The sequence below is a fragment of the Campylobacter sp. FOBRC14 genome (assembly GCF_000287855.1).
GTDB classification, from domain to species: Bacteria; Campylobacterota; Campylobacteria; order Campylobacterales; family Campylobacteraceae; genus Campylobacter_A; species Campylobacter_A curvus.
Genome location: NZ_ALJJ01000015.1, coordinates 1 through 13,613 on the forward strand (window position 1 = coordinate 1; position 13,613 = coordinate 13,613).

A 13,613-nucleotide genomic window follows, 5' to 3' on the forward strand; every position below is an offset into this window, starting at 1 on the left:
TGAGATCCATAACCAATAAAATAGCACTCATGCTATTGATTGCGTTGTTTATCGCGTTTGCAGCCATATCGGCTGCTAGTTACTACACGGCTGAGAGTAAAGTCGTTGATCTTGTTGTCCAAAATCAAGATCAAATTTTAAAAGATGTTAAGGCGGTCACGGATACCTTTTTTGAGGAGTATACCGATGCATCAAAGAGGTTTGCAAAAAAGATAGAGAATACTCCTAACGACGAGCAAAGCCTTTTGGCCGAGATCAAATTTCAAAAGGGACAAACCAGTTATTTGGTAGGAGATCTTTATTTTGGTAGAGATAGTGACGGCTATTTTTTCCAATCAGACGGCACAAGTTTAAAGCCTGATGTCGATAACTTCGATCCTAGAAAGCGCTCTTGGTATATCGCTGCTAAAGAAAAGGGCGGCGCCATATACAGTGAGCCTTACATAGAGGCGGTCAATAAAAAGCTAGTCATGAGCTTTGCCGCACCGGTTTATAAAGACGGTAAATTCGCGGGAGTATCGGCTATCGATCTAAAGATAGAGGATCTTAGTAAGAAAATTCTTGATATGGGTAAAACTAAATATAGCTATGTTTATATCATGCATAAAAATGGTGTGGTTTTGATACATAGTAACCCTGAAATAATAGGCAAAGTTGTTGACTTTAGTAAAACGGTTTCAACAAAACTTAAAGATGGTGATTTTGATGAAAATGGCTTGATTTCTTACGTAAATCCTGAAGGTAAGAACGTAATGGCTAAAACTTTGCCGATAAATGATGAGGGCTGGTTGGTCGTAGCGGCAATGGGAACGGATACCTTTTCTAGCAATACTCTCCCCCTCCTAAAAGCTCAACTCGCCCTTGCCGTTATCTTCATCATCGCCCTTTCGGTATTTGTCTATTTCTTACTCAAAAAATCACTAAGCCCTATAAAGACCATACAAGAAAAGCTAAACGAAGTATTCGCCTTCATCACTCATGAAGCAAAAGCTCCTGAGAAACTAGAGATAAATACTAATGATGAATTTGCCCAAATGAGCGACAGCATCAATCAAAATATAGATAAAGTGATAGCTGGCATCAAAAAAGACAGCACCATGATAGATGAGCTAAACAATGTAGCAAATATGATGATAAGAGGAAATTTAGGAGCTAAAATTTCATCTGATCCAAACAACCCTGCATTGATGGAGCTAAAAAACCTACTAAACACATTCTTTGCCTCCATATCTGAAAACCTAAAGAGCATAGTAAGCGTCCTAAGCTCATATACCAAAAATGACTTCACTGCTAAAGTAGAGCTCAAAGAGGGTATAGAAAGCGATATCAAAGATATGATAATGGGCGTCAAGTCTATGGGTGAAGTAGTATGCGAGATGCTAAAAGGAAATTTAGAAGAAGCCCAATCTCTTGAAGAAAAGGCAAACGTATTGGCCCAGTCTATGAAAGAGCTGACAGATGGAGCGAACATACAAGCGAATTCACTCCAAGAAAGTGCAGCTGCAGTAGAGCAGATGTCTAGCTCAATGAACGCCATAAGCCAAAAAGCTCAAGATGTCACAAGACAATCTGAAGAGATCAAAAACATCATAGTGATAATTAGAGACATAGCAGATCAAACAAACCTTCTAGCACTAAATGCTGCCATAGAAGCAGCCAGAGCGGGAGAACATGGTAGAGGCTTTGCAGTAGTTGCCGATGAAGTTAGAAAACTAGCTGAGAGGACTCAAAAGAGCTTAGGAGAGATAGAAGCCAATGCAAATGTCTTAGCTCAAAGTATAAACGAGATGAGTGAATCTATAAGAGAGCAAGCAGAAGGCATAAATATGATAAATCAATCTGTATCTCAAATAGATAACCTAACTCATAAGAACATACAAATCATAGGCAAGACAAACGAAGTGACATCTGAGGTAGATGATATGGCTAAACTCATAGTCACTGATGTGAGGAAGAAGAAATTTTAGGAGGAGGGGGCGAATTAGCTCCAACCTTGCCCTTGCAAGCATGGCCAATGGCTACTCGCTTTTGCACTCTGCTTACAGGAAAAATGTGAACAGCGTTTGGAGTAGTGCAACTAAGCAAAATTTCCTTTTAAAATATATGAGATGCGTATATAAAGAAGCTCAAATATAAAGCAAGCTACCAAGCCTTATCATATTTGAGCCGCATTTTATGGCCAGTCTAAAGTCCGAGCTCATGCCCATAGAGCAGATCTGGGCTCCGTGCGCTCTTAAATTTTCAAAGATTTTATAGCTTAGCTCGAAGCTTTTTTGCACTTCGCGCTCGTCGTCGCTATGTGCGCCGATACTCATCACGCCTTTTAAATTTATATTTTTGCATTGCTCTTTGATACGCATATAAATTTCGCTTGCATTTTCGTAGCTTACGCCTTGTTTGCTATCTTCGTTTGCAGAGTTTATCTGTAAAAGCGTATCGAGCGTGAAATCTAGGCGTTTATTTACTTCGCTCGCTCGCTCGAAGCTATCGCAGCTTTGCCACAGGGCAGGGCGTAGCGAGAGGAGCTGGTTGATTTTGTTGTTTTGAAGCCTACCTATCATATGCCATTTTATATCCGTAAATTCGCCAAGTTCGCCGCATTTTTTAGCCAGTTCTTGGACTCTATTTTCGCCAAATATCCTCTGACCCTGCGCATAAAGCGCTTTGACCTCGGCACTTGAGACATTTTTGCTTACCGCTACTAGTGTCACGTTTTCGTTCAAGGATCTTATCTCGTCCATTAAATTTTGTAAATTTATCACTGTGCGCCTCCGCTTAGTCTTATTATGTCATTGTATGTGGCCAGTAGCATCAGGGTAAATAGCAAAGCCCAGCCGCAATATGTCAAAGCGAGGTAAATTTTCTCATTTACCTCACGGCGAAAGATGAGCTCGTAGAGGTTAAAGAGTATGTGCCCGCCGTCAAGTGCTGGTATCGGAAAGAGGTTTAAGACGCCTAAATTTACCGATATGAGCGCCACGATCACAAGAAGCACCGAGAGGCTGATCTGCGCGGCTTTTGACGTCACATCGGCGATCTGAACGATACCGCCGACCTCTTTTAGCGGCACCGAGCCGTTTATGAGCTTTTCAAAGCTGATGAAGATAAGCTTTGAGGCGTCGATCGTTTCGTTTAATGCGTAGCTAAGCGAGCTAAGACCGGTGTGATAAACGCGCACCGTTTCGCCGTTTGGAGAGATACCGATGAGCGGTTTGGAGACGCTTTCTTTGAAAAGATTTCTGGTTTCGCCGATCTTTGGAGTGAGGCTTACGTCGATGATCTTACCGTTTCGCTCGACTTTGATGTTTGTTTTTTGCAGTTTTACTTGCTTGCTGATGTCGTCCCATTCGTGTATCACGACGTCATTTATTTTTAAAATTTTATCGTTTATGGCAAGCCCCGCCTCTTTTGCGGCGGAATTTTCAGCTATATGCCCGATTATGGGAGCTAGCTTCTCTACTCCGATAAAGCCAAGCACCATGTAAAGCAAAAATGCCAAAATAAAGTTAAAAAATGGACCTGCCAGCAGTATGTATATCCTGCCGAGCGGCTTTAGCGTGTTGTAGCTATCTGCGTCGTAGTTTTTGGCTTTTGGATCGGTATCGTCCTGACCTTTTAGCTGCACGTATCCGCCAAGCGGTATGGCGCTGATGGCATACTCGGTCGCTCCGACTTTTTTTGTGTAAATTTTATCTCCAAAGCCGATACTAAAGGTATTTACAGCCACGCCTAGCGAGCGAGCGGCCAGAAAGTGCCCCAGCTCATGGAAAAATACCAAAAAGCTGATCGCAAAGACGGTTATCAAAAAATAAAACGAATAAGCCCAAAGCCCAAGCCCAAGTAAAGCCAGCGTAAAAATGAGAGCTTTCAAAATTTAGCCTTTTGCCTGCTTTTTGATGTAGGCGCGGATGTATTCAAGGCCTGAATATAGCGTCAAAAACGTCGCTATCCAAAGCAAAATTTCAGCTCCCCACCACTGCATTACTAGCCAGCCGATAGCTATCATTTGAAAGACCGTTTTTACCTTGCCGACCATCGAAGCGGCGACATTTAGGCCTTCGCTGGCGATCACTACGCGAAAGCCAGTGATGAAAAACTCTCTGATCAAAATGAGATAAACCGCCCAAGCGTTGGCTCGTCCCATCATCATAAGCCCCAAAAATGCCGCCAAGATAAGCATCTTGTCAGCGAGCGGATCCAGGATCGCTCCAAGCTTTGTTTTTTGATCCCAAGTCCTAGCGATATAGCCGTCAAAAAAGTCTGTAACGCTTGCGACGACGAAGACCAGCCCCGCAAAATAGTTTATCCAGCTGATATGCACGCTCGGAAATTGACTCGGAGCGTTTATCAGCAGATAAAACATCAAAGGCGCTAGTAAAATTCTAAAAAAGGCTAGGGCGTTGGGTAAATTTAGGCTCATTTAAATGTCGTTCCACCGTCTATTATAAATGTATGTCCGGTCACCCAGCTCGCTTTTGACGAGCAAAGGAAAAGACATGCGCCTGCAAGGTCGGTCGGCTGCCCCATGCGATTTAGCGGGCTTAGCTCGGCGGTTTTATCGCGCACCTCCTCGTAGTTTGTAAAGGCTCGCAGTGCGTCGGTCTCGATCGGCCCGCCACTAACGACATTCACGCGGATATTTTTCTCGCCAAGCTCGGTCGCGGCGTATCTTGCCATCGCTTCGACCGCAGCCTTGGCAGTACCGTGTCCGGCGTAGTTTTCTATATAGACTAAATTCCCCGTAGAGCTAAGGCTGATGATGCTTCCGCCGCCCGTTTTTTCCATACGTTTGGCGGCCTCCTGAGCGCCCACGACAAAGGCATTCACGGTCGCGGTAAAGATATTGTTGATGCCTCTAGGCTTTAGCTTCATAAATTTGGTGTATCCGCCGGCGACCGCACGTCCTGAAATGATAGCATTCGAGATGAAAAAATCAACGCGATCAAAGTCCTCGTCGATCTTTAAAAAAAGCTCCTTGTAAGTCTCCGGCTCAAGGATATTTAGCGCGTAGGTGCGGGCTTTTATCTTAAATTTAGTCTCGAGCTCCTTAGCTTCGTTTTTTGCCAGCTCTTCGTTCGAGTTGTAGGTGAAGGCGATGTTTGCGCCGGCATTTGCAAATTCCTCCACGATGGCTCGTCCGATACCGCGTGTGCCGCCACTTATGACTAGCGTTTTTCCCAAAAATTCATTTTTGTCCATCAAAATCCCTTTATTTCGTAGTTTTTCATAGTTTGCTCTATCTTTTTGAAATTTTCGCTACTAGGCTCGCAAAGCGGTAAGCGATATTCTAAATTTCCGATCAGACCGGCTATATACATCGCCGCTTTTATCGGGATCGGATTGCTCTCGCAAAATAAAATTTTATTGATATTATAAAGCTTATCGTTTATCGCTTTTGCTTTTGTGTATTCCTCATCAAGCGCTAGATGGGTGAGCTCGCAGATGTAATCAGGCAGTAAATTTGCGGTGACTGAGATGACGCCCTTGCCGCCGTTTGAGAGGATAGGGTAGTTTATCGCGTCTTCGCCACTGATGACTACTAAATTTGGCTCGTGTGCGAGCAGATCGACACATCTGTCGATGCTCCCGGTGGCTTCTTTTATGCCAAAGATATTTTTACACTCTTTAAATAGCCTAAAAACGGTGCTTGGCAAGATATCCACGCCCACGCGACCCGGGACGTTGTATAAAAGCACAGGTATATCGATACTTTCGGCGATCGCTTTGTAGTGCTGATAAAGTCCTTCTTGGGTAGGCTTATTGTAGTATGGTGCAACCGATAAAATTCCGTCCGCTCCGTGACTTTGGGCGAATTTTGCAAAGTCTATGGCTTCATGCGTAGCGTTGCTTCCGGCGCCCGCGAGCACTTTTACCTTTGTGTCTTTGCAGGCGTTCACGGCTATTTCTATACAAATTTTATGTTCATTATGCGTCAAAGTCGCACTTTCGCCGGTAGTGCCTACGGGCACGACCACATCTATGCCGTTTTTTATCTGTCTTTTTATCAGTTTTTCAAACGTTTCTTCGTCCAGCTTGCCGTTTTTAAAAGGCGTAATGAGCGCTGTCATCGCGCCTTGAAGTATGTTTTTCATCTTTACTCCTTTCTTAAGATCACCGTGGTGGAATTTTTAGCTTCGAAGTATTTTTTGGCTGTATTTTGTATGAGCTTTGCGCTGATGTTATCGATATTTTTTTCAAATTCATAAAGCGGCTCGATGCTTCCTCTGGCAAGGTAGCTACCGTATAAATTCGCGACTCTGGTAGCGCTGCTAAAAGAGTAGATAAAGTCGCTCTTGATCAGGTTTTTGACCTTTAAGACGTCGTCTTTATGGATACTTTTTTGTTTTAGATCGTCGATTATCTTTAAAATTTCGGCTTCGACCTTCTCCGCTTCGATGCCCGGGTTACAAACGGCTAGGAAAATGAATAAATTTTCATCTATGCTTGGCATATTATAGGCGTAAATTTGGTTCACAAGCTGCATCTCGTCTATCAAAATCCGCTGCAATACCGAGCTCTTGCCGCTGCTTAAATACTCGCTAAGAGCGTTTAGTCCTATTTGATCGCTGTGATCAAACGGCGGGATCTTATAGGCTATGGCGATCATTTGCGTTTGGCTATCTTTATGCACTATCACGCGTTTAGCGCCGTCTTGTGCGGGCTCTACGCAGTGAAGCTTTGGTAGATCGCGAGTGTTTTTTATATGCTCGAATTTCGCCTTTGCAAGCTGCAAGGCCTCTTTTTTGCCTATGTCACCGCTGATCATCAAGATCGCGTTTTTTGGCTGATAGTATGTCGCGTGAAATTCTCTGATATCCTCTATGCTCCAGTTTTCGATATCTTTTATAAAACCTATCGGCGTCCAGTGGTAGGGATGATAGATGAAAGCGTGGTTGAAGAGGCGAAAATACAAATATCCCATCGGGTTGTTGTCCGTCCTCCATCTGCGCTCCTCGTGCACGACCTCGCGCTCAGGCTGAAATTCTTTATCTTTGAGGCTTAAATTTTGCATTATCTCTGCGTAAAGCTCGAGCGATTTTTCTAAATTTTGACTTGATGACTTGATAAAATAGTGAGTGTAATCAAAGCCCGTGCTCGCATTATCCATGCCGCCAAAGCCTTTTACGATGCGGTCAAATTCGCCCGCCTTTAAATTTTTAGTGGATTTGAAATTTAGATGCTCTAGCATATGCGCTATGCCGCTTTTACCCATCGTTTCGTTGCGCGAGCCGACTTTGTAAAAGATATCGGTGCTTATGACCTTTGAGCCTAGATTGACCGGTATGTGATAGATCTCCAGCCCGTTTTTAAGCTTTAGTTTATTAAATTTTATCAATTTTTTGCCTTTACTTTTTGATATCAGCACCGATGGCTTGGCTTATGTTGCTAAAGCCGTCGCGCCCCATGAGATTTAAAATTTCAGCATTTATATCGTGGCAAATTTTTGGTCCTTTGTAGATGAACGAGGTGAAAATTTGCACCAGATTCGCACCCATTTTGATACGTTCATATGCCTCCTGGCCGCTATCTATGCCGCCACAAGCTATCAAGATCGTCTTGCCAAAAAGCTCATGCGCGACGGCTTTAAATATCTCTTTTGATCTTTGAGCGATGACCTTGCCGCTTAACCCGCCAAAATCCTTTAAATTCGTAGAATTTGAAAGCGAATAATCAACGCTCGTGTTTGAGATGATGATACCGCTAGAGCCGCTTTCTACGGCGCATTTGCAGATATCTACCGCTTTTTCGTGAGCTAGATCGGGTGAAATTTTAAAGATGATAGGCTTTTTCGTGAGCGGCTTTATGCGTGAGAATAGCTCTTTGATGAAGCTTTCTTCTTGCAGATCGCGCAGGTTTGGAGTGTTTGGCGAGGAGACGTTTATGACGAAGCTATCGCAGATATCGCTAAATTCTCGCACCAAAATTTCATAATCATCGATCGCGTTCTCGTTTGGCGTGATCTTGTTTTTGCCGATATTCGCCCAAAGTGGCAAGACGAAAGGATAGCTTTTTTTCACTCTTTGCTTGATAGCCTCGCAGCCTTCGTTGTTAAAGCCCATCGCATTTTGGATACTTTGCTCGTCGATGAGTCTAAAAAGGCGCGGTTTGTCGTTGCCGGCTTGTGGCTTTGGCGTGAATGTGCCAAATTCCAAATATCCAAATCCAAGCGCGCAAAGAGCGGGCAGCATGGTGGCGTTTTTATCAAATCCACCGCCGATGCCAACGGGGTTGTTGTAGATAGAGCCTAGTAAATTTTGCTGAAGCCTCGCATCGTTTATCACGCATTTGCTAGCGACAAGGCTTAGGCTGCCGGGGAAAATTTTATTAGACCAGATCATTGCGAGTTCGGCTATTTTGTGTGCTGTTTCGGGATCGAATTTGAAGAAAATAGACTTTAAAGTATCGTAATCAACGCTCATTTTGCCTTCTTTTAAATGTCTTAATTTTTGTCAATTTTATCGAAAATCGCCTTAAACCAAGGCTTTGCCTTTAAGCTTTGCATAAATTTCACATTCGTTTTCAAGCTCGCTGTCTTTACCAAAGCCTACTATCTTTCCGCCGTCTAAAACTGCGATCTTGTCGGCATTTTGGACGGTGCTTAGGCGGTGAGCTATGACGAAGATTATCTTTTCATGATGAAGATTGTTTATCGCGTTTGTTATCTCTTTTTCGCTCTCGTTATCAAGTGCGCTGGTGGCTTCGTCAAATATCAAAATTTGCGGGTTCGAGTAAAGTGCGCGCGCGATGGCTATGCGCTGACGCTGACCGCCGGAGAGGTTCGTGCCAAATTCATTCAGCACCGCGTTTATCCCGTTTTCAAGCGCACTTACGAAGTCATAAGCATTGGCTAGCTTTAGGGCTTTGATGACCGCTTCTTCGCTAAATTCTCTGCCGTAAGCGACATTTTTAGCGACCGTGTCGTTAAAGATATACACGCGCTGCGTCACCAGCCCGATATTTTGGCGCAAAGAGTGAATTTTTATATCTTTTAAATCAGTACCGTTTATCAAAATTTTGCCACCGCTTGTATCGTAAAATCTCATCAATAAATTCATAAGCGAAGTCTTGCCTCCGCCGCTTGAGCCTACAAGAGCGATGAGCTCGGACTTTTTAGCCTCGAAATTTACGCCTTTTAGCACCTCTTTTTCGTCGTAGCTTAGCCTCACGTCTTCAAATTTTATCAAGCTTATGTCGTTTGAAATTTCCTTTTGGCCGTCTTTTATTTCAGGCGTGGCGTCTATGAGCTCAAACGTCCTCTCGCTCGCAGCCGCCACATCTTGCATTTTGTTGTAGATGTTGACTATGCGTTTTAGCGGCGTATAGATCATGAAAAGTGCCGCGATAAACGAGAAAAACTCGCCTACGTCCATGTATCCGTCGATCACGTCGCTACCGCCGATGATGATGACTGCTGCGACGCCGATAGAGCCTATCGTCTCCATAAGCGGACTGACCAGCTGTTCGACCTTGGTGCTTTTTAAATTCAGCTTGAAAAATTTATTGTTTTCGTCGGTAAAGCGCTCATGCTCGTAATTTTGGGCGTTATTTGCCTTGATGATCTCGATATTTGTGAAAATTTCGCTTAGCGCCGAGGTGATGTCCGAGGTCTTTTCCTGCGATGCGGTGGAGATCTTTTTCATCTTTTTGGCTAGTCGCGAGATCGGATAAAGCGCGGCCGGCAGGACGATGATAGCGAAAAATGCAAGTTTGGGGCTTTGATAGATGACAACACCAAGAAGCCCCACGATAGTAAGCGACTCGCGGATGAATTCCGGTACCATGGTAGATACTATCGCGCGGATACGGTCGATATCGTTTGTCGTGCGGCTTATCAGCTCGCCGGTGCGGTAGGTGTTGAAAAATTTCATATCAAGGCCGAGTAAATTTTGAAGCATCTTTTCGCGAAAGCGACGGATGACGTCCTGTCCGATATAGGCGGTATAGTAGGCTTGTAAAAATGTGCCTAAATTCTTAGCGACATAGACTATCACGATGCCAAGGGGCAGTAGATAGAGCCATGTTTTTTCTTTTTCGATGAAAATTTCATTTAGCACGGGCTTTACCATATATGCAGTCGCCGCCGTGCCTCCGCTAGCTAGCAACATACCCACGAATGCGATCACGAAATAGGGTATGTAGTCCCGAAAATACGGGGCGAAACGCCTCAAAATATCTCTTAGTTTCAGCTCTTTTTTATTCATTCGTATCCCAAATTTTAAATTTTCTCCCACATCGTGCCTTGGGCGGTGTCCATTATGGCGATATCCATCGCATTGAGTTTTTCCCTTATCTCATCGGCCTTGCTGAAATTTTTCTCTTTTTTAGCCTGCGCTCGCTCATCTAAAAGAGCCTTGATCTTAGCCTTTTCATCGTCGCTGACGCCAAACTGAAAATACTCGAAGCCATCCATCGCACCCACGCCAAAAACGCGTGTGATGAATTCTAAATTTGCCGCTATCTGCGCCTTTAAAGCCTTATTTTTGGGGTCCAGATCCAGTCCGTCGTTTGCGCTTTTTACAAACTCATCTACGCTGGCAAGTGCCTTTGATGTATTTAGATCGTCGCTCAAGGCTTCAAGCACGCTTGCTTTGAAATTTGGCTCACAGGTGCCGGCACTAACGCCAAGTACACGCTTTTTGAGGCGATAAATTTTATCCAGACGCTTCTTTGCCGCAAAGAGATCTTCTTGCGAGTAGTTAAAATGCGCTCTATAATGAGATGCGATCAGATAAAATCTCAAAGCCTCGCCCGGGACGCTTTTAAGCGCGTCTTTGACAAAAAAGCTGTTGCCAAGGCTTTTACTCATTTTTTCGTTATTTACCTTTATGAAGCCGTTGTGTATCCAGTATTTAGCGAGCTTTTTATGCTCGGCGCATCTGCATTGAGCCGCTTCGTTTTCGTGGTGAGGAAAGAGTAGGTCGATGCCGCCTGCGTGTATGTCTATCTCGTATTCGCCGTCGTTTGAGAGGTATTGTTTTATCATCGCTACGCACTCGCTGTGCCAGCCGGGTCTGCCTCTGCCAAACGGGCTTTCGTACCATTTGTCGTCAAATTTCCAAAGCACGAAGTCTTTTTCGTCGCGCTTTTCATCATTGCTTTGCACGCGCGCGATGAGATCGGTATTGTTGTCCTTGCCACTTAGGCTAAAATACTGCGCGTCCTTGCCGGTATCAAAGTAGATCCCGTCTTTTAGCTCGTATGCCACGCCTTTATCAACGAGCTTTTGGATGTAGTTTATTATCGCCTCAAGGCACTGCGTAGCCTTTGGCTTGATGTCCGGTTGCATGACGTTTAGCGCGCTCATGTCAGCCTCGTAGCTTGCGATGTAGCGCTGCGTGATCTCCTCTAGGCTTTTGCCCGTCTCACTCATCTTTTTTAAAATTTTATCGTCGATGTCGGTGTAGTTTCGCACGAATTTCACTTCGTAGCCAAGCTCTATCAAGACGCGTCTTAGCAGATCAAAGCTCACGGCTGATTTGGCATGTCCTAAATGCGCGTCGTCATATACGGTCGGGCCGCACAGATAGATACTCGCCTTGCCGCTTTTTATAGGCTCGAAAGCCACCTTTTGTTTTTTGACGCTATCAAAGATTTGCATTAAAAATTTCCTTTAAATATACTAACAAAGCGCTAAAAAGCGCCAATGCAAAAAATATCATCGCTAAAATTTTAGGCTCAATTATACCTAAAAATTTCCTCCAGCCAAACGCGCGGATATATAAAACAAGCTGTAAAAAGCCGCCCAGCGAGCTAGCTAAAGCAAGACCCGCCGCACCAAAGGGCCGCATCAAAATGACCGCTAATATCAAATTTACAATAAGACAGATCACTGAAATTTTAGCCGCCAGCTTTTGCTGCATCCTGGCATATAGCCAAAGTGAGAAAATTTTAGCCAGACCAAATGGCGTAAGGCCGATGAGATAGGCGCTTAGCACCTTTGCACACTGGATGGTGTCGCTCCTAGTAAAATTCCCTCTCTCAAACAAAAGCCAGATGATGAAATGAGACAGCACGATGCCGCAAATGCTCGCAAACATCAGCGCCGTAAGCAGCAGATAAAAGCTCTTTTTCGTCCAAAAAAGCGCATTTTGCTCATCGCCCAGCTTTAAAAGCTTTGTGATCTTTGGAAATAGCGCCTGAGAGAGCGCGATAGCAAAAATGGCAAGCGGTAGCTGGAAAATGCGGTTTGCGTAAAACAAATAGCTGATGCTACCGCTAGCTAGAAAGCTTGCTAGCCACGTGTCCATAAAGGCGCTGATCTGCATCGCTGACGAGCCCAGAAGCCCGTGATAGAAGTTGCTAAAAAAGCCTTTCGCACTCGTGCGTTTGCCCTTTATGAAGCCCTTGATGCCGCCCCAGAAAATTTTATCTATCCCGTTAAATTTCATCGCTATGATGTGAGCAAGCACCTGCAAGATCCCGCCCACCACGACGCCAAAGCTAAGATAAAAAGCGACCGTTCTTTCGTCCTTGCCGCGAGCTAGGAGCAAAGCGGCGATCATAGCTAAATTTAAAAGCGCAGTCGAAAACGCCGTAGTCGCGAAATGCCCGCGATACTGCAAAAGCGAGCCCATGAACGTGACGCAATAAACTAGCGCCAAATAGTAAAAATTTATCCTCACTAAAGGCGCTGCCTGCGCGATATTTTCGTCACTTAGACCGCTTGCGATGATTTTTACGAATTCGCTTGTGAAAAGATTGACCGCGAGGGTCAAAACGCCGATGAAAAGCAGGAATTTTAAGAAAATTTCGGCGCTGAATACGGCTTTTTTATTCGTCTTGGCAAAATTTGGCAAAAAGGCCTGTGTGAAAGCGCCTTCGCCAAATATCCTGCGAAAGAGATTTGGGATCTTAAAAGCGATGAAAAATATGTCACTAAATATCCCCGCTCCTAGTATCGAGGCGGTCAAAAGATCGCGCAAAAGCCCTAAAATACGCGAGACCATGATACCGACCGAGTTTGAGAAAAAGCCTTTTATAAACATAAAACCTACCTAAATTCAAAACACGACATCTTAACAAAAAAAGCTTTAAATCCTCATTCATCGCCTACTAAGATATACCCGCTCTCGCTGATATTTTTAAATTTCACGCCAAGCTCGCGTTTTAGGCGTAAGATCACATTTTGTATCGCGCCCTTGCTCGCCCGATCATTCTCATAGACGAATTCCTCGATCATCTCGTAGGTGACGAGCTTGTTTAGGTTGTAGGCAAATAGCCAGAAAATTTTATTTTGCAAAAACGACAGATAGACCTCCTCGCCGTTTTTATAGATTTTTTCTTTCGTCAAATTTACGCTCACCGCCTCGCTTAGCCGCACCAGCCGCTCGTCCTTTTCATACGTGAGCGTGACTAGCATCGCGCGCAGGTCTTTGATGTCGATGGGCTTTTTTAGAAACAGCGTCGCGCCTTGTTCGAGGCTTTTTATTAGATTTGTGTCCGTGTCGTAGGATGTAAAGACGATAAATTTTTGCTGCGGTTTTAGCCGCGCGATCTCTTTCATCATTTCAAAGCCGTTCATCACGGGCATGTGGATGTCCGTTAGCACCACGTCCGCGCCAGTCCTCTTAAACCGCTCCACCCCTGCCAGTCCGTCCGCCACACCGACCACC

12 protein-coding genes are annotated in these 13,613 nt (G+C 44.5%); 1 reads left to right on the plus strand and 11 read right to left on the minus strand.

Annotated features, from left to right (window positions below; all coding sequences use genetic code 11):
• Window positions 1–1,967: methyl-accepting chemotaxis protein (locus HMPREF1139_RS07270; RefSeq protein ID WP_156795002.1), on the plus strand; the 1,967-nt coding region annotated here is incomplete at its 5' end.
• A 159-nt stretch (window positions 1,968–2,126) separates the two neighbouring features.
• Here the strand turns inward: HMPREF1139_RS07270 and HMPREF1139_RS07275 are convergent.
• The 11 genes from HMPREF1139_RS07275 to HMPREF1139_RS07325 are packed head-to-tail and all read right to left on the minus strand — an operon-like array spanning window position 2,127 to window position 13,612.
• Window positions 2,127–2,762: a YggS family pyridoxal phosphate-dependent enzyme gene (locus HMPREF1139_RS07275; RefSeq protein WP_009650772.1), complete on the minus strand. Its 636-nt coding sequence runs from the start codon at window positions 2,760–2,762 to the stop codon at window positions 2,127–2,129.
• Window positions 2,759–3,871 (minus strand): RIP metalloprotease RseP, encoded by a 1,113-nt coding sequence (gene rseP, locus HMPREF1139_RS07280; RefSeq protein ID WP_009650767.1) that lies wholly within the window; start codon window positions 3,869–3,871, stop codon window positions 2,759–2,761. Before rseP ends, HMPREF1139_RS07275 begins: the two co-directional genes overlap by 4 nt.
• Before the next feature lie 3 nt (window positions 3,872–3,874).
• Window positions 3,875–4,420: a CDP-diacylglycerol--glycerol-3-phosphate 3-phosphatidyltransferase gene (gene pgsA, locus HMPREF1139_RS07285; RefSeq protein WP_009650764.1), complete on the minus strand. Its 546-nt coding sequence runs from the start codon at window positions 4,418–4,420 to the stop codon at window positions 3,875–3,877.
• Window positions 4,417–5,199 (minus strand): enoyl-ACP reductase, encoded by a 783-nt coding sequence (locus HMPREF1139_RS07290; protein ID WP_009650771.1) that lies wholly within the window; start codon window positions 5,197–5,199, stop codon window positions 4,417–4,419. Before HMPREF1139_RS07290 ends, pgsA begins: the two co-directional genes overlap by 4 nt.
• Entirely contained in the window at window positions 5,199–6,092 is an 894-nt protein-coding gene (gene dapA, locus HMPREF1139_RS07295) for a 4-hydroxy-tetrahydrodipicolinate synthase (RefSeq protein WP_009650769.1), read from the minus strand. The genes HMPREF1139_RS07290 and dapA overlap by 1 nt, the downstream gene beginning before the upstream one ends.
• Window positions 6,093–6,094: 2 nt before the next feature.
• Complete coding sequence (locus HMPREF1139_RS07300) at window positions 6,095–7,336, minus strand: M16 family metallopeptidase (protein ID WP_009650766.1); 1,242 nt, start codon at window positions 7,334–7,336, stop codon at window positions 6,095–6,097.
• A 10-nt stretch (window positions 7,337–7,346) separates the two neighbouring features.
• Complete coding sequence (locus HMPREF1139_RS07305) at window positions 7,347–8,420, minus strand: quinone-dependent dihydroorotate dehydrogenase (protein ID WP_009650763.1); 1,074 nt, start codon at window positions 8,418–8,420, stop codon at window positions 7,347–7,349.
• A gap of 51 nt (window positions 8,421–8,471) precedes the next feature.
• Entirely contained in the window at window positions 8,472–10,202 is a 1,731-nt protein-coding gene (locus HMPREF1139_RS07310) for an ABC transporter ATP-binding protein (RefSeq protein WP_034966329.1), read from the minus strand.
• Window positions 10,203–10,216: 14 nt separating this feature from the next.
• Window positions 10,217–11,599, minus strand: coding sequence for a cysteine--tRNA ligase (cysS, locus tag HMPREF1139_RS07315; protein ID WP_009650765.1), 1,383 nt, complete (start codon window positions 11,597–11,599; stop codon window positions 10,217–10,219).
• On the minus strand, window positions 11,586–12,986 hold the full coding sequence (murJ, locus tag HMPREF1139_RS07320; protein ID WP_009650768.1) for a murein biosynthesis integral membrane protein MurJ: 1,401 nt from the start codon (window positions 12,984–12,986) through the stop codon (window positions 11,586–11,588). The genes cysS and murJ overlap by 14 nt, the downstream gene beginning before the upstream one ends.
• Before the next feature lie 53 nt (window positions 12,987–13,039).
• Window positions 13,040–13,612, minus strand: a complete 573-nt coding sequence (locus HMPREF1139_RS07325; RefSeq protein WP_009650770.1) for a response regulator transcription factor — start codon at window positions 13,610–13,612, stop codon at window positions 13,040–13,042.
• Between the last annotated feature and the right edge of the window lies 1 nt (window position 13,613).